This window comes from Pseudomonas sp. L13, from assembly GCF_009935965.1.
GTDB lineage: Bacteria > Pseudomonadota > Gammaproteobacteria > Pseudomonadales > Pseudomonadaceae > Aquipseudomonas > Aquipseudomonas lactis.
Genome location: NZ_QODJ01000091.1, coordinates 1 through 16,757, shown reverse-complemented (window position 1 = coordinate 16,757; position 16,757 = coordinate 1). Strand labels below are relative to the sequence as shown.

The following is a 16,757-nucleotide window of genomic DNA, read 5'->3' as shown; positions in this document are numbered from 1 at the left end:
CGCGTTCTTAAACCTTACGATGAACCAGTTTGATGCGCGACAGCGCTATGTCGGAGACTTAGTGGGGCCTCCCACATGGAGTCGGCGCTGCGGCCAATTCTGTAGGAGCGAGCTTGCTCGCGAAAAACGTCAACGATAACCCGTGTTTGCTGAATGAACGCGGCGCCAGTGAGTTTTTCGCGAGCAAGCTCGCTCCTACAAAAGGCAAGCCAGCCCCCCCACAGGTTGACCGCGTTTAGCGGGCTGCCAACGGTGGCGTACGCGGCGGGATCATGCGTTTGCTGCCGGTGGCTTCGAACGCCGAGGCGAAGCGCAACAGCGCCGAATCGTCATAGGCGCGTCCGGCGAAGGTCAGCCCCACTGGCATGCCGATGTCTGCCATCACGCCCATTGGCACGGTGACGGTGGGCACGCCCAGGTGGCGGATGGCGAGGTTGCCGTTGGCGACCCATACGCCGTTGCTCCAGGCGATTTCGGCAGACGCTTCGTTCACATCGGCATCCGCCGGGCCTACATCGGCCACGGTGGGGAACAGCACAGCGTCGAGCCCGAGGGTGTCCATCCAGTCCTCCAGGTCCAGGCGCCGGGTTTGTTCCAGGCCGCGCAGGCCATCGGGTACGGTGCTGATCTGGTCCCATGGGGTGATGCCGCGTTGGGCCATGCGCACGTATTCGTCCATGCCGGCGGCCAGGTCGTCTTCACGGTTGGGTAGGGTGCCGGGGTCGTGGGGGAATATCTTCGGCCCGTCCACATCGGCCAGGCGGTTCAGGTGCGGGTCGCCGTTGGCGCGCAGGAAGTCATCGAAGGCCCAGGCCGACAGTTCCCACAGTTCGTCGTGGAGGAATTCCTTGGAAACCAGGCCACGGGTAAACACCGTCGGTGCGCCGGGGCGGTCGCCTTCGCAGTTGGACACCAGCGGGAAATCCACTTCGATCACTTCGGCACCGGCGGCTTCCAGTGCCTGGCGTGCGGCTTGCCACAGTTCGATCACCGTGGCGCGGGTGTGGATCTTTTGCCCGGTCGGGCCGCCGATACCGGGTTTTTCGCTCGTGCCAGCCTCCGGGTCGGCGTTGATGTACATGCGCGGTACGCCAAAGCGCTTGCCGGCCAGGCTTTCGCTGCTGACTGCCAGGGCCGCGTAGGACGCGGGGCGCACCGAGGTGACGCTGGGGATCGGCACCCAGGGTTGCAGGCGCCACAGGTCGCCACGGGTGTCCGGGTCTTCGGCCACCACGACGTCGAGCACTTCCAGCAGGTCGGCCATGGTGCGCGCATAGGGCACCACCACGTCCATGGTCGGGGTCAGCGGCCAGTTGCCGCGCACCGAAATCACCCCACGCGAAGGCGTGTAGGCACACAGGCCGTTGTTGGAGGCCGGGCCGCGACCGCTGGACCAGGTTTCTTCAGCCAGCCCGAACGCGGCAAAGCTGGCGGCGGTGGCGGTGCCCGCACCGTTGGAGGAGCCCGACGCAAACGGCGCGGTGAGGTAGTCGGCGTTGTAGGGGCTTTCGGCGCGGCCATACACGCCACGCTGCATACCGCCATTGGCCATCGGCGGCATGTTGGTCTTGCCCAGGCAGATAGCGCCACCGGCACGCAGACGCTCAATGGTGAAGGCATCGCGCTGGGCCACCAGCTTGGCAAACGCCGGGCTGCCGGATGCAGCCGTCAGCCCCTTGACCAGGTAACTGTCCTTGGCGGTATAGGGAATACCATCCAGCGGCCCCAGGGTTTGCCCCTTGGCGCGGCGCGCATCGGACGCCTGGGCTTCTTTGATCGCATCGGGGTTGCGTACCACCACGGCGTTCAGCGCAGTGGCCGTTTGCGGGCCATCGTAGGCGTCGATTCGCGCCAGGTACGCCTGGACCAGTTCAACCGCCGTGGTCTGGCCGGCTTCAAGCGCAGCGCGCAATTGGGCAATGGAGACTTCAGTAACTTGCATCACGTTTTTTTCGCCGCCTTCAAGTGGGGGTATGGCGGCAGTCTACGTACAGATATTTCACAAAACCAGCGCGGCATACTCGCGTAGGCGGCGCGCAGGAGATCTTGAGAACAACGTCAGCAGGATTGCGAGCGGCAGCCTCTTATCGCTAAGGTGGCCGCGCTGATTAACGTTGCACTTCAAGGAAGAGACCATGCAGAAACCTTATATCGCCCTGGCGGCCTTGCTGGGATTTACTGTCTATACCGTGGCGACCATGCTCACCGCCGAGCAATCACTGTTAGCGTTTGGATGGGAACTGATGTCCAGGCCCGATACGGCGCAGGTGGTGATTGACCTGTATCTGATGGCGGTGCTGGCGTGTGTGTGGATGTACCGGGATGCGCGTGGGAGAGGGCGGTCGATGGTCTCAGTGTTGCCGTATTTTCTACTGACGGCAGTGTTTGTGTCGGTAGGGCCTTTGCTCTATATCGTGGTTAATGGATTTTCCCGTCGAACGCTTAACTAAGCCTGTATGGCAAGGGCGTAAGCACCCTTGCCATTGGGAGTGCGCGGCCTTCAGGGATTAAGGAACGCTTGGTAGTTGTCCTTGGTGATCTGCTGATAAGGAATCGTCAATTCCGCCGTGTACGGCTGCTGCTTGACCATCTTCACCGCCAGGTCGATGGAACCCACTGCCTGGCCCTTGTTGTCCTGGTACACCGTGACTAGCAACTGGCCTTTTTTCACCGCATCCAATCCAGCTGCGCCGCCGTCGCTGCCGGCCACCAGGATGTCCTTGCCCGGCTGCATGCCTGCCTGGCTGATAGCCATGGCCGCGCCGATCGCCATCTCATCGGCATTCGCGGCCACGGCATCGATTTTACGCCCGGATACGATCCAGTTGTTCATCAGGTCAATCGCCTTGCCGCGCTGCCATTCGGCGCTTTGCTCCTCGACGATCTTGATGTCGGGGTAGTCCTTCAGCACGCTCTTCACCCCCAGCGTGCGGTTATGGGTGGCGTTGTTGGACAGCAGCCCGAGCATGATCGCCAGGTTGCCCTTGCCGCCCATTTTCTCGGCCAGGTAGCGCATCTGGATTTCGCCGGCCTTGATCTCGTCCGAACCGACATAGCCCACGCCCGCTGGTACCTCCTTGAACTCCGGGCGGCGGTTGACGTACACCAGCGGGATCTTGGCTTGCTGGGCATTGAGCGTCATCTTCTGGGTGGCAGCCGTATCCACCGCGTTGACAATGATTGCGTCCATGCCCTGGGCGGTGAAGTTTTGCACCTGATTGAGTTGTCGCACCACATCGCCCTGGGCGTCTTCAAACTGCAGGGTGACATCGGGCAGTTCCCTGGCGTGGGCGGCCATGTAGTCGCGCATTTGTGCGAGGAATACGTCGTCCACTTGGGCGATGCTCACGCCGATGCGAATTTCGGCCAGCGCCCAAGGGCTGAACGCAAGGACTAACAGTGTCGCAAGGAGTTGCTTCTTCATGGTTGTGCTCCATTGTTTTTGTTGTTGTCAAAGCAGGGCGGTTCACGCTTGGCGTTTGGCCCGCAGTTGCGCCACGGCGGCGGCGAAGTCCGAGCACGGCCAGCGTTCGTCGAGGGCTTGCAGCATTAGCTGTTGCCCGGTTTGCGGGGCCAGGCCCTGCAAGGGTGGGTCGGTGTCAAGATTAGTGGGGAAGGAATACCCGTCTGCGGTACAGGCGACCACGGCGTGGGCATCCAGGTTGGGGTTGGCGAGCAGCACCGGGTACACCGCCAGCATCATGCGGTCGCGGTCGATGGCTTCCATCGGCTTGCCGAACGCCGAGGAGATTTGCAGCAGGTTGGCCATGCGCTGGCGGTCGGCCGTGCGGTTGGTGCCGGCGGCATGGAACAGCGCCGGGTTGAAGAACAGCAAGTCGCCCTTGTTCAGTGGCAATTGCACCGCGTGTTGCTGGAAGTAGTCGATAAACTCCGTGCGACGCCACGCCAGGTACCCCAAGGCGTACTGCTGGGAAAACGGCAGCAACTGGGTAGGGCCGGTTTCCAGCGGCATATCCGAATGTGCGATAGCACCCTGCAACGTCAAATGTTGGGACAGCGCATGCAGCGGCAGCGGAAACCGTTCGACCACATCGTTGGTCTGGAAACCCAGGTGATAATCACGGTGCGGCTGCTGCGCCTGGCCTCCTGGATGCACCACATTGACTTGCGCCGTGACTTGAAAGCCCGGCCCCAACCAGGCTTCGGCAATCAGCCCCAGTAGCGGGTTGGCGTAGTACTCGGCAAAGGATTCGGGAGACTGTAAGGCCGCCTTCTGCAACGCGTTCCAGATCCTGCCATTGCTGCCGGCCTTGGCAAAGTGATCGGCGGCCACGCCTTGGGCGGCTTCATGGGCAAAGATCGCGTCGAAGACCTGGCTGTGGCGGTCCACCACTTCCAGGTCTTCATAGGCTTGGCGCACCACCATTACGCCGGGGCCGTCACGGAACAGGTGATGCAGTTCGTTCATGACGGCCAGGCGGTCGCTGTTGCGCAAGGTGTGGGCCTGATAGATCGGCACATTGCCTTGTACCTCAAGGCTCAGCGGGTAGTCGCTGGCGTTGGTGCGCTGCGCACAGATCCGGCTGAAGTCGGCCAGGCGCACCGCGTCGCCGCTCACGAAAGCCGACATCACACACCTCCTGGCAGGCTCAGGGCCTGGTGAGGTTGCGGGGTGCTGCTGTCGGTGCAGCCGACCACACCTTGTTCCAGGTCGATCACTGCGCCGCTCATCATCCCCGACTCGGCAGACAGCAAAAATGCCACGCTGCGCGCGACCTCTTCGGGCTTGAGCAGGCGCCCAAACGGTTGCGCGCGTTCGGCTTCGGCCAGCCAGCCGTCCTGGGCACCGTGGTACTGGCGCTGGATCTGATCCTCGTGGGGCGTGTCCATCCAGCCGATGTTCAAGCCATTCACGCGGATGCGGTTGCGCAAGGCACTGAACGCGACGTTCTTGGTCAGGATCGCCAGCGCGCCCTTGGACGCCGCATAGGCACTCAAGAACGACTGCCCACCATGGCCGGTCACGCTCTGGATATTGACTACTGCCCCCTCCACACCGTTGCTGATCATCAGCCTCAGTGCTTCCTGCATGAGGAAAAACGGCGCCCGCACATTCACCGCAAACAAGCGCTCGAACAGCTCCGGCGAGGTGTCGAGAATGGTGCCACGGTCAGACATGCCGGCGCAGTTCACCAAGCCGTGCAAGGTGCCGAAATGGACGCGCGCTGCCTCGATGATTGCGCGGCAGTCCTCGACCCTTTCCAGGTCGGCCTCGACAAAAAATGCCTGGCAGTCCAACTGGGCCAGCTGGCGCACCTGTTCTTCGCCCTCGGTACGGCGACGCCCGCAAATAATCAGGCCGGCCGCACCACGGCGAGCCAGGGTATGGGCCACCGCCGCGCCGAGGCCCTGGGTGCTGCCGGTAACGACAAAGTATTGGCCGCTGAACGAGGTCGCAAGATCGGTGTGGGGCATTGGGGTTCTCCTGGAATTTTTGTTGTTTTGCTGGCCCGGCTCGACGCCGGGCAAAACTGAGACTAGCATTGCAAAACCTCAGTAGCGCCCAAAAAAGACCTCAAAAACACCTCAGGTGAAACCCATGCTCGAACGTGCAAAACACTTTTCCATCAAGCAACTCGCCACCCAGGCTGGCGTCAGCAAGGCCACGGTGGACCGCGTGCTGCACCAGCGCGGCAGTGTGCATGCCCAAACCCGGCGGCGTATCGAGCAGGCATTGGAGGAGTTGGAATCCCAGGAAAAAAATGGCTTGGCCGTGGGGCGCACCTTTCATGTGGACGTGATCATGCACACGCCCCAGCGTTTCAGCGCGGCGGTGCAGGCGGCGATCATTGGTCAACTGGCCAGCCTGGCACCGTTTCGCATCGCGCCACGTTTTCACCTGTTCGAGGAGATCGAGCCCCAGGCCATGCACGACCAACTGCTGCGCTGCCTCGACACGGGCAGCCAGGGCGTGGTGCTCAAGGCCGCGGATGAGCCGGCGGTGAACCTGGCCGTCAAGCAGCTGATTGCGGCCGGCATTCCGGTGGTGACCTTGGTCACCGACCTGCCCCAAAGCGAGCGCATCGGCTATGTGGGCATGGACAATCGCACGGCCGGCCAGACCGCTGCCTACCTGATGTCGCGCTGGCTGCCGACCGATCCCCAGGACGTGGCGGTGGTGATTGGCAGCGAATTGTTCCGCGGCGAAGAAGAGCGCGAGATGGGTTTTCGTGCCTGGCTGCGTGGCCGCGCCGAGCACCTGCGGGTACTGGATATCAGCGGCGGCTACGGCGTGTATGAGCGCACCTTTGAACGAGTGACCCAAGCCTTGCACCAGCATCCCGGGCTGAAGGCGGTGTACAGCGTCGGCGGTGGCAACCGCGCAATTGTCGACGCGTTTGCCGCCCAGGACCGTCCATTGGAGGTCTTCATCGGCCACGACCTTGACGAAGAAAACCGCCAACTGCTGAGGGAAGAAAAAGTCGCGGCGATCATCGATCACAACCTGCAGATCGATGCCCGCCACGTATTCCTGCACATCCTGCACTACCACCGGCTATGGAAGGCCGGGCCGATTGCGCCGTCACAGGTGCAGATCGTCACGCCGTTCAACCTGCCGGACTGAAGCGCTGAAACACCACCTCCCATAACAACCCAGGAGTTCGACCATGCTACGTATCGCCGTTCTAGGTGCCGGGCGCATCGCCAGGATCCACGCCGCCAACGTTGCCGCCCATCCCAATGCCACGCTGGCGCTGGTGGCCGATCCCTGGCGCGCAGGTGTCGATGCCTTGAGCACCCAGTTGGGGTGTGAAGCCGCGTATGACTGCGCCGCCGTGCTGAGCCGCGAGGACATCGACGCGGTGGTGATCGGCACGCCCACTGACACCCACATCGACCTGTTGCTGGCTGCGGTGGCCCAGGGCAAGGCGGTGCTCTGCGAAAAACCCATCGACCTGGACATCGCCAAGGCGCGCAGCGCGGCGCAAACCGTGGAGCGCCAGGGCGGCAAGGTCATGCTCGGCTTCAACCGGCGTTTCGACCCGGACATGCTGCGCCTGCGCCAGGCACTGGATGCTGGCCAGATCGGCGCTGTGCGCCAAGTGATCATCACCAGTCGCGACCCTGGCCTGGCACCGCGTGACTACCTGGAACACTCTGGCGGGATCTTGCGCGACATGACCATCCATGACTTTGACACCGCTCGCCATTTGCTCGGCGAGGAACCGGTAGAAGTCAGCGCCTTCGCCAGCCGCCTGGTGGACCCGACCCTGGAACAGATCGACGACTACGACAGCGTCATGGTTTTGCTACGCACCGCTTCGGGCAAACAATGCCATATCAACTGCTGTCGCCAGGCGGTGTATGGCTACGACCAGCGCGTAGAGGTTTCCGGCGCCAGCGGCGTGTTGCTGACCGACAATCACCGGCCCAGCACCGTGCGCCATTGGAGCGCTGAGCACACCGAAGCGCTGGAGCCGTTGCAGCATTTTTTCCTTGAACGTTACGCGGATGCGTATCGCAATGAGCTGACGCAGTTCATCGATGCGCTGAATGAGGAGCGCGAGTTGCCCACCAGTATGCGCGATGGTTTGTATGCGTTGCATCTGGCTGATTGTGCGCTGGAGTCGGTGAAGACCGGGCGCAGTGTGAGGGTCAGTTATGACCTATAGGAGCGAGGGGGACGCCTAGTTCTTGCTTGCGAAAAACGTCAACGATAACGCGTGCTTCCTGGATAAACGCGGCGCTTGTGAGTTTTTCGCGAGCAAGCTCGCTCCTACAGAAAGGTGATGACGGCTTACGATCAAACGCCTTTGGTCGACGGCAACAGTACCGTCAAGATGCCCACCAACGGTAGGAACGAGCACAACTTGTACACGTACTCGATGCCGTGATGATCAGCGAGCATCCCGAGCAGCGCCGCGCCAATCCCACTGAAGCCGAACATCAGGCCGAAGAATATCCCGGCGATCATGCCCACATTGCCCGGCACCAATTCCTGGGCAAACACCACGATGGCCGAGAACGCCGAGGCGATGATAAAGCCGATGACCACGCTGAGTACGGCGGTCCAGAACAGGTCGACGTAGGGCAGGGCCAGGGTGAACGGTGCGGCGCCGAGGATGGAGAACCAGATAACCTTTTTGCGGCCGATCTTGTCGCCGATCGGGCCACCGGCGAAGGTGCCCACGGCCACTGCGCCGAGGAACAGGAACAGGTACATCTGCGAGCTGGCCACCGACAGCTGGAATTTCTCGATCAGGTAGAACGTGAAGTAGCTGGTCAGGCTGGTCATGTACCAGTATTTGGAGAAGACCAGCACGGCCAATACCGCCAGGGCGAAGGTCACGCGGCCTTTGGACAAACCGTGGGTTGCCTGGCTGCCTTGCTTGAGCTTGAACAGGTTGAGATGGTGGCGGTACCAGCGGCTCAAACCGTACAGCACCAGGATGGCGAACACCGCGAACAGGCCGAACCAGGCAATGTGGCTTTGGCCGTAGGGAATGATGATCGCCGCCGCCAGCAATGGGCCGAAGGCGCTGCCGGTGTTGCCGCCGACCTGGAAGGTCGATTGCGCCAGGCCGTAGCGCCCACCGGAAGCCAGACGTGCGACGCGGGAGGTTTCCGGGTGGAAGGTCGACGAGCCCACACCTACCAACGCCGCCGCGAGCAATATCGCCGGGAAGTTGCCGACAAAGGCCAGCATCAAGATGCCGACCAAAGTGCACACCATTCCTGCCGGCAATAGCCAGGGTTTGGGGTGGCGGTCGGTGTGGTAGCCGATCCACGGTTGCAACAGCGAGGCGGTCAACTGGAAGGTCAGGGTGATCAGGCCGACTTGGGTAAAGCTCAGGCCGTAGTTGGCCTTGAGCATCGGGTAGATCGACGGCAGCACCGCCTGGATCAAGTCATTGATCAGGTGCGCCAGGGCACAGGCGCCCAGGACGCGCATGACTAAGGGGCTTACTTGCGGGCTGGTCGAAGGTGCGGCGGGTGACGCTGTGAGTGTGGACATGCGGGCATTCCGTACAAGGCAGCTAACAGGCGTGGAGGCGGGCGGCGGTGATGTGAACCGCCACTCCATCTGGACTCGGCGTTTATGCTAGATTCGGCGCCAATGCCTGTCTCGCGCAATTCGGGCAGAAACCATCGCAAAAAGGGCGAAATGATCAAATCACTGGATAAATTTCTGCGAGAAATCGATGAGGGCGACTGGGCCGTCATCAGCTCGGCCACCGATTACCCCGAAAACTGGGTGATCCCCGAACACAGCCACAACAAGCACCAACTGTTGTACGCCATCGGTGGTGTGATGGTGGTGTATTCGGCCCTGAGGCAATGGACGGTGCCGCCCAATCGTGGCTTCTGGATGCCCTGCGGTCAAGTTCACTCGCTGCGCTGCGTGGGTACGCTGAAGATGCGCAGCGTGTTCGTGCGCCCCGACAGCTTCCCCAACCTGCCGGCCGAGCCCAAGACCGTGACGGTCTCGCCGCTGCTGAGTGAACTGATCAAGGCCTCGGTGAGCTTGAAACCGCCTTACGCCGAGGATTCACGCGACGCCCGGATCATGCACCTGATTCTTGATGAACTGGCCATCCTGCCGGCCTTGCCGCTGTCGCTGCCCCAGCCTGCCGACCCGCGCCTGAGCCCGATTTGCCTGGCGTTACAGGACGAGCCGAGTGATGCCTCCACCGTCGCCGACTGGAGTGCGCGGTTGGGGTTGGACCAAACCACCATCCAGCGCCTGTTCCGCAAGGAAACCGGTATGACCTTCGGCCAGTGGCGCCAGCAAGCGCGGCTATTGCTGGCGCTGGAACGCATTGCGGTGGGGCAGAAGATCATCGATGTGGCGTTTGAATTGGGCTATGAAAGCCCCAGCGCTTTTACCAGCATGTTCAAGAAACAGTTTGGCAAAACGCCGAGTCATTTTTTCAAGTAGCGCCGCTCGCCATGCGCGTATGAGCAGGGCGACGCGATGCCAGGTAAGCCAGCAGCGTGGCGACCACCAGCAAGGCGGCGCTCAGCTCGAAGGTGGCCTGATAGCCGCTCACGTCGAATGCCACACCACCGACGGTGGCGCCGGCGGCAATCGCCAGCTGGATGATGGCGACCATCAACCCCCCGCCGGCCTCGGCGTCGTCGGGCAAGGCGCGGGCCAGCCATGTCCACCAACCAACCGGTGCAGCAGTGGCCACGAGGCCCCAGCAGCCCAACAGCACAGTTGTGGCAATCGCTGAACCGCCGAACGCCACCAGCGCAAGGGCGATGCCGGCCATGATCAACGGGATGGCAATCAGCGTCGGGTACAGGTGGCGCTTGAGCAAATGCTCAATCAACACCGTACCCGCCAGACCCGCCAGGCCGAGCACCAGCAGCATCAACGACAGGGTGGACACCTCGACCCGGGTCACGCCTTCCAGGAACGGCCGCAAGTAAGTGAACAGCATGAACTGGCCCATGAAGAACAGGCTGACGGCGCACATGCCCAAGGCCACCTTGGGGTTTTTCAGCAGGCGCAGTGCATTGCCGGTGTTCGCCGTGCCGCTGTGCTTGAGCGCCGGCAGGCTCAGCCACAGCCAGGCCAGCGCAATCACGGCCACCGGCACCACGCAAAAGAAGGCGCCGCGCCAGCCAATCAGGCCGCCGAGAAAGCTGCCCAGCGGCGCCGCAATCACCGTCGCCAGGGCGTTGCCGCCGTTGACGATGGCCAAGGCCCGTGGCACTTGGGCGGGCTCGACCAAGCGCATTGCCGTGGCCGCCGACAGCGACCAGAAGCCGCCAATCGCCACGCCAATCAAAGCGCGACCGAGCATGAATACCGCGTAATTCGGTGCGAACGCCACCACGCTGCCCGAGACGATCATCAGCAGGGTCAAGGCCATCAGCAGGCGCTTGCGATCCATCCGCGCGGCAACCGCCGCGATCACCAGGCTGGTGAGCAGGGCAAACACCCCGGACACAGAAATACCCTGGCCGGCCTGGCCTTCAGTGATGTGCAAGTCAGCCGCCAGCGGGGTCAGCAGGCTGACCGGCATGAACTCGGAGGCGACCAAGGCAAACGCCGCCAGCGACATCGCCAGCACCGCGCCCCAGCTGTTTGTTGGGTTTTCATCGGGCATGCTATGAACCTTTACGACACAAATGGCGTGCGCATTTTCCCGAGGGCATCAGGTATTCCATAGCTCATTGCGCTGGATTACTTGCCTGATCCTCTGAGTCTTGTGGTTTATCGCAGACACCCCTGGCTGGCGCAGGTAAAGTTCGGTGATCAAAGAAACGAGCCTGCCATGACCCCTCAACCTCTGCCCTTGGCCTCACTGGTGCACTGCATCGCCTCGCGCACGCCGTCGTCCGGCGACTACGCCATGCCGATCTCCGGCCTGGGCTTTTATCGGCGTGAACAACCCGCTGCGCCGGTGGTGTGCATGGTGGAGCCGTGCATCGTGCTGGTGGCCCAGGGCGCGAAGCAGTTGTGGGTCGGCGGCGAGGGCTACCCCTACGACACGTCCCGGTTCCTGGTGACATCGCTGGATATTCCGGCCAATTCCGAGGTGCTGGCGGCCAGCCCCGAGCAGCCGTGCCTGGGGCTGACGTTCAAGCTGGACCTGCGCATGCTCGCCGAGCTGATCGCCCAGGGTGGCTTGCCGCCGGTGCGTGAGCGCGCAGTGATGAAGGGCGTTGGGATCGGCACGGTCACCGACGGCATGCTGGCCGCATTCGCGCGCCTGGTGGCGTTGCTGGATGAACCCGAAGCCATCCCGGTACTTGCGCCCTTGATCCAGCGGGAGATTCATTACCGGCTACTGAAAAGCGACCAGGCCGGGCGACTGCGCCAGATCTGCTCGGTGGACGGGCAGGGCTATCGGATTGCCAAGGCCATCGACTGGCTGAAGTTGAATTTCGACGCGGCCCTGCGTGTGGAAGAGCTGGCAGCGCGGGTGCAAATGAGCGCGGCGACCTTTCACCATCACTTCCGGCAACTGACCGCGATGAGCCCGCTGCAATACCAGAAATGGCTGCGTTTGAATGAAGCGCGTCGGTTGATGTTGAACGAGCACCAGGATGTGTCCAGTGCCGCGTTCAAAGTCGGGTATGAGAGCCCGTCGCAATTCAGCCGTGAGTACAGCCGGCTGTTTGGGGTACCGCCCAAGCGCGACATGGCGACCCTGCGGGGCAGGGCGGGTGTCAGTGATCCGCCGGGGTCAAATTAGCGTAGAAAATGCAGCCAATCAGCCGAGCGAACAGGCTCAGGGTTTCCGGCAGGTTCGGGTCGTCGAACAACATGGCCCGCGAGTCCAGCGCACATAGCGCGCCGAACAGGCGGCCATCGGGCAGGAAAATCGGCGCGCCCGCGTAGCTTTCGATGGCGTATTGCTTGACCACCGGGCGTGACGCGAAACGGCCGTTCTGGCTGATCTGGGGGATGAACAGGGTGTGGGGGTTGATGCAGAACTCACTGCACAGCGTGGTTTCAAGGTCGAGTACGTCGTCGACGTTGATGCCCATTTGCAGCGGGTCGTAGGCCGAACACACCACCCATTCCAGGTCGGTGAACTTGGCGATGCCGGCGAATCTCATCCCGGTCAGACGGGTGACCAGCTTGAGGATGTTGGTGGTTGCTTCAATTTCGGCAATGGCGGCGCGCTCGTCTGCGCTGAGTAACCTGTGTGCGGCGGTGACGCTTGAAACCATGCTGAACGCTCCAATGGCGTGGTCGCAGGTCGCGACCACGCACAGTCAGGTTATTAATTGATGCGCGGGTGTTGCTGTACCAGGTTTTCCCGCTTGGTTTGCAGCGCGGCAATCTCGGCGTCGATGTCTTCGATTTTCTGCTCGATATTGTCGTGATGCTCCTGCAGCAGCTCCTTGGCTTCTTCCATATCGGAAGCCGCCGGGGCCGCGCCACGCAGGGGCTTGTTGGCGGTTTCCTTCATGGTCAGGCCAGTGACTAGGCCAACCACTGCGAACACCATCAGGTAATAGGCGGGCATATACAGGTTGTTGGTGCTCTCTACCAGCCAGGCCACGGCGGTCGGCGTGACACCGGCGATCAATACCGAGACGTTGAAGGCGCTGGCCAGGGCGCTATAGCGCAGGTGGGTGGGGAACATTGCCGGCAAGGTCGACGCCATCACACCGATAAAGAAGTTCAGCACCACCGCCAGAATCAACAGGCCGCCGAAAATCAGGCCGGTCTTGCCGCTGGTGATCAGCATGAAGGCCGGGATCGACAGGAACAGCAGGCCAATGCTGCCGGCGATGATGAACGGCTTGCGGCCGATCTTGTCGCTGACAAAACCAATGAACGGCTGCACGAACAACATGCCGACCATGATCGCGATGATGATCAGCACGCCGCTGTTTTCGGCGTAGTGCAGGTTGTGGGACAGGTAGCTGGGCATGTAGGTGAGCAGCATGTAGTACGTCACGTTGGTGGCCGCGACGATACCGATGCAGGTCAGCAGGCTGCGCCAGTGCTTGGTGGCGATTTCCTTGAACGAGACTTTAGGGCCGTGGCTCAGGCCTTCGCGGTCACCCTGTTCGAGTTTGTCGACATGCTGTTGAAACGCCGGGGTCTCTTCCAGCGCGTGGCGCAGGTACAGGCCGATGATGCCCAGGGGCAGGGCGAGGAAGAACGGCAGGCGCCAGCCCCAGGCCTCGAATTCTGCTTCACCGAGCACCGTGGAGATCAACACCACCACACCCGCGCCCAAGACGAAGCCGGCGATGGAGCCGAAGTCCAGCCAACTGCCAAGGAAGCCGCGCTTGCGGTCCGGGGCGTATTCAGCCACGAAAATCGACGCGCCGGTGTACTCACCGCCCACCGAGAAACCCTGGGCCATTTTGCACAGCAGCAACAGGATCGGCGCCCAGATGCCAATGGAGGCATAGCCGGGGATCAAGCCAATGGCAAAGGTGCTCAGGGACATGATCACGATGGTGGCGGCCAGGACTTTTTGCCGCCCGTACTTATCGCCCAGTGCGCCGAAGAACAGGCCGCCCAACGGGCGAATCAGGAAGGGGACGGAAAAGGTGGCCAGTGCTGCGATCATCTGCACGCTGGGGGAAGCGTCAGGGAAGAACACCTTGCCCAGCACATAGGCGACAAAGCCATAGACGCCAAAGTCGAACCATTCCATGGCATTGCCAAGTGCGGCAGCGGTGATCGCCTTGCGCATCTTGTTGTCGTCGACAATGGTGATGTCTTTCAATCCGATGGGTTTGACGCGTTTTTTACGTAGTTTCATGCGGGCCACTCAAAAGCTGAACAGGGGAGGTGCCATCGCTACGATGGCACCGCTCTGTCAGTTCAGATACAAGTGGACACGAAATAATTCACCGCTTTGTGTATTTTTTCTCCCGGGGGTAAAAATGCCTGGTTCTGGAGGCCGAAGCATGGCTATTGGCAAAACAGATCAAATGTGTGGCTTGCCTGCGAAAGCGGTGGTTCAGTTAAATATTTAGTGACTGGCACTCCGCTTTCGCGGGCAAGCCCGCTCCCACAGGGGGGCATTGTCAGTCAGGCAAAACAGGGAAGTCATCTAAATGCCAAACAGCCATTCACGCCTCACCTACCGCCAACCACGGGCCGCAGATGTTCAGCGATTGTTCGCGATCTTTGGCGATCCACAAACCAACCTGTTCAATCCTGCCGGCCCGCTGCCCAACCTGGATGCGGCACAACGCCTATTGGATCACTGGCTGGAGCAGTGGGCCACCCACGGCTACGGCTGGTGGGCAATTGCCCGAAAAGAGGCCCCCAAACACATCATCGGCTTTGGCGGCATTGCGCCACTTAATTATCTGACGCAGCGGCGCATCAACCTTGGCTATCGCCTGGCCGTCGAGGCGTGGGGGCAGGGGTATGCCACTGAGCTGGGGCGGGATGCCCTGGCGCTGGCGTTCGACACCCTGTCTTTACCGGAGGTCTTCGGCCTGGTGCGGCCCGATCATGCTGCGTCGATCCGCGTACTGGAGAAGCTCGGCATGCAACGCTTTGGTCTGCTGGATGATGTCCCCGGTCAAGCCCCCAGCCTGGTGCTCAGGGTTTGTCATCCTACAACTGCGCAGAGCTGACATTTTCATATTTCACGCAAATCCTGAGTAGGCGGCAATCTTTGCGATTGACACTGCGTGGGCGCCTCGCTATAAAACTCACGGTTGTACGACGACATATGACGTTACATATGTCCTACCTAACAAAAATAAAAAGTGATGCCATGAATCTGAACGAGCCCATCAGTGCCCTTCGTGTCGGCCAGGCGGTCGGCAGCTATCGCTGGACGATCTGCGCGATGTTGTTTTTCGCGACCACGGTCAATTACCTCGACCGCCAGGTGCTCAGCCTGTTGGCGCCGCAACTCTCGACGCAGTTTGGCTGGAGCAACACCGATTACGCCAACATCGCGGCGGTGTTCCAGTTTGTCTACGCCATTTCCATGCTGTTTGCCGGGCGCTTCGTCGACAAGATCGGCACCAAGGCCGCTTATGTAGTAGCGATTGGTATCTGGTCCACCGGCGCGATCATGCATGCGTTTTCGGTGCCGATGGGCGAGGGTATCGCAGCCGTCAGCGGCGCCATTGGCTTGGCGGTGATCCCGGTGTCGATCGCCGGCTTCATGGTTTCACGGGCGGTGTTGGCGATTGGCGAAGCGGGTAACTTCCCGATCGCGATCAAGGCCACTGCCGAATATTTCCCCAAGAAAGAACGCTCCCTGGCGACCGGCATCTTCAACTCCGGCGCCAACGTCGGCGCGATCCTGGCGCCCATCTGTGTGCCACTGATTGCTGGCATGTGGGGCTGGGAGGCGGCGTTTATGGTCATCGGCATGCTGGGTTTTGTGTGGGTAGGCGTGTGGGCCGCCGTGTACGAAAAACCGGAACAGCAAAAACGCCTGTCGCCTGAAGAACTGGCCTACATCCGCAGCGACCAGACCGTACAGCCGTTCACCCCGGCGCCGACGGGCACCGCAGGGAAGAAAGTCTCCTGGTTCAAACTGTTGACCTACCGCCAGACCTGGGCGTTTGCCTTTGGCAAGTTCATGACTGACGGCGTGTGGTGGTTTTTCCTGTTCTGGCTGCCCACCTACCTGTCTGCCCAATACGGCATGAAAGGCGCCGATATCGTGATGCCGCTGGCGGTGCTGTACAGCATGACCATGGTCGGCAGTATTGGCGGCGGCTGGTTCCCCAGCTACTTCATGGCACGCGGCGATGCCCCCTATGACGGGCGCATGAAAGCCATGCTGGTGATTGCGCTGTTCCCGCTGGTGGTGTTGCTGGCGCAGCCGCTGGGTTACCTCAGCTTCTGGGTGCCGGTGCTGCTGATCGGCGTGGGCGCTTCGGCACACCAGGCGTGGTCATGCAACATTTTCACCACGGTGTCCGACATGTTCCCGCAGAAAACCGTGGCCTCGGTGGTCGGCATTGGCGGCATGGCCGGTGGCCTGGGCGGCGTGCTCATGACCAAGGTCGGTGGCTGGGTGTTCGACTATTACAAATCCATCAACGACATCCATACCGGTTACATGATCATGTTCGCCATCTGCGCCCTGGCTTACCTGGTGGCCTGGAGCGTGATGAAAACGCTGGTGCCACGTCACAAGGAAATCACTGATCTGTAGCTTTAATGCGACGCCGCTTGCTCCCGATACAACTGTTTGGGCTGTAGCAGCAAAACGGTGACCACGATGCGAAGCGAGCCGCTCTTGATCTTGCTCTTGATCTGCTTGTGATCTTGATCTCAGGCGCCCCGTTAAACCACGCTGGCCGGAATTCGACAGGGATTTGGGGGG

Annotated in this window: 15 protein-coding genes; 7 read left to right on the top strand and 8 right to left on the bottom strand. The window is 61.5% G+C overall.

Translation table 11 applies throughout. The features are described 5' to 3' along the window. Positions 1-235: 235 nt before the first annotated feature. Positions 236-1,945, bottom strand: a complete 1,710-nt coding sequence (locus tag DK871_RS26895) for an amidase (protein WP_161907290.1) — start codon at positions 1,943-1,945, stop codon at positions 236-238. A 190-nt stretch (positions 1,946-2,135) separates the two neighbouring features. On the opposite strand from DK871_RS26895, the gene DK871_RS26890 reads away from it, so the two are divergent. Continuing rightward, the gene (locus tag DK871_RS26890; RefSeq protein WP_161907289.1) at positions 2,136-2,450 is read left to right on the top strand and encodes a DUF2834 domain-containing protein; all 315 of its coding nucleotides are present in this window, start codon (positions 2,136-2,138) and stop codon (positions 2,448-2,450) included. Between the two features lie 50 nt (positions 2,451-2,500). Here the strand turns inward: DK871_RS26890 and DK871_RS26885 are convergent, their stop codons facing one another. Genes DK871_RS26885 through DK871_RS26875 form a run of 3 tightly spaced genes read right to left on the bottom strand, consistent with a single transcriptional unit; the run spans position 2,501 to position 5,436 of the window. Further along, the gene (locus tag DK871_RS26885) at positions 2,501-3,424 is read right to left on the bottom strand and encodes a sugar ABC transporter substrate-binding protein (RefSeq protein ID WP_161907288.1); all 924 of its coding nucleotides are present in this window, start codon (positions 3,422-3,424) and stop codon (positions 2,501-2,503) included. Between the two features lie 42 nt (positions 3,425-3,466). Then, positions 3,467-4,591 carry a phytanoyl-CoA dioxygenase family protein gene (locus tag DK871_RS26880; protein WP_161907287.1) on the bottom strand — a complete coding sequence of 375 codons (1,125 nt, stop codon included), beginning with the start codon at positions 4,589-4,591 and terminating at the stop codon, positions 3,467-3,469. Beyond that, positions 4,591-5,436, bottom strand: coding sequence for an SDR family oxidoreductase (locus tag DK871_RS26875; RefSeq protein WP_161907286.1), 846 nt, complete (start codon positions 5,434-5,436; stop codon positions 4,591-4,593). The genes DK871_RS26880 and DK871_RS26875 overlap by 1 nt, the downstream gene beginning before the upstream one ends. Positions 5,437-5,560: 124 nt before the next feature. On the opposite strand from DK871_RS26875, the gene DK871_RS26870 reads away from it, so the two are divergent. After that, positions 5,561-6,586 carry a LacI family DNA-binding transcriptional regulator gene (locus tag DK871_RS26870; protein WP_161907285.1) on the top strand — a complete coding sequence of 342 codons (1,026 nt, stop codon included), beginning with the start codon at positions 5,561-5,563 and terminating at the stop codon, positions 6,584-6,586. A 43-nt stretch (positions 6,587-6,629) separates the two neighbouring features. Next, positions 6,630-7,634: an inositol 2-dehydrogenase gene (iolG, locus tag DK871_RS26865; RefSeq protein ID WP_161907284.1), complete on the top strand. Its 1,005-nt coding sequence runs from the start codon at positions 6,630-6,632 to the stop codon at positions 7,632-7,634. Positions 7,635-7,765: 131 nt separating this feature from the next. Here iolG and DK871_RS26860 read toward each other — a convergent pair whose 3' ends face one another. Continuing rightward, on the bottom strand, positions 7,766-8,977 hold the full coding sequence (locus DK871_RS26860; protein ID WP_161907283.1) for an MFS transporter: 1,212 nt from the start codon (positions 8,975-8,977) through the stop codon (positions 7,766-7,768). A gap of 102 nt (positions 8,978-9,079) precedes the next feature. Between DK871_RS26860 and DK871_RS26855 the strand changes: the two genes are divergently transcribed. Then, complete coding sequence (locus tag DK871_RS26855) at positions 9,080-9,901, top strand: helix-turn-helix domain-containing protein (protein WP_078803216.1); 822 nt, start codon at positions 9,080-9,082, stop codon at positions 9,899-9,901. On the opposite strand, the gene DK871_RS26850 is transcribed toward DK871_RS26855, so the two are convergent. Further along, on the bottom strand, positions 9,894-11,081 hold the full coding sequence (locus DK871_RS26850) for an MFS transporter (protein ID WP_161907282.1): 1,188 nt from the start codon (positions 11,079-11,081) through the stop codon (positions 9,894-9,896). The two genes, DK871_RS26855 and DK871_RS26850, sit on opposite strands and share 8 nt — an antisense overlap. Positions 11,082-11,249: 168 nt before the next feature. On the opposite strand from DK871_RS26850, the gene DK871_RS26845 reads away from it, so the two are divergent. After that, entirely contained in the window at positions 11,250-12,173 is a 924-nt protein-coding gene (locus tag DK871_RS26845; RefSeq protein ID WP_161907281.1) for an AraC family transcriptional regulator, read from the top strand. Here DK871_RS26845 and DK871_RS26840 read toward each other — a convergent pair. Further along, on the bottom strand, positions 12,148-12,654 hold the full coding sequence (locus DK871_RS26840) for a GAF domain-containing protein (protein ID WP_105226979.1): 507 nt from the start codon (positions 12,652-12,654) through the stop codon (positions 12,148-12,150). The genes DK871_RS26845 and DK871_RS26840 overlap by 26 nt on opposite strands. 53 nt (positions 12,655-12,707) lie before the next feature. Next, on the bottom strand, positions 12,708-14,210 hold the full coding sequence (proP, locus tag DK871_RS26835; protein WP_161907280.1) for a glycine betaine/L-proline transporter ProP: 1,503 nt from the start codon (positions 14,208-14,210) through the stop codon (positions 12,708-12,710). Between the two features lie 298 nt (positions 14,211-14,508). Between proP and DK871_RS26830 the strand changes: the two genes are divergently transcribed. After that, positions 14,509-15,039: a GNAT family N-acetyltransferase gene (locus tag DK871_RS26830; protein WP_161907279.1), complete on the top strand. Its 531-nt coding sequence runs from the start codon at positions 14,509-14,511 to the stop codon at positions 15,037-15,039. A 143-nt stretch (positions 15,040-15,182) separates the two neighbouring features. Then, a complete protein-coding gene (locus DK871_RS26825) occupies positions 15,183-16,586 on the top strand; it encodes an MFS transporter (RefSeq protein WP_161907278.1) in 1,404 nt (467 codons plus the stop codon). Positions 16,587-16,757: the final 171 nt, after the last annotated feature.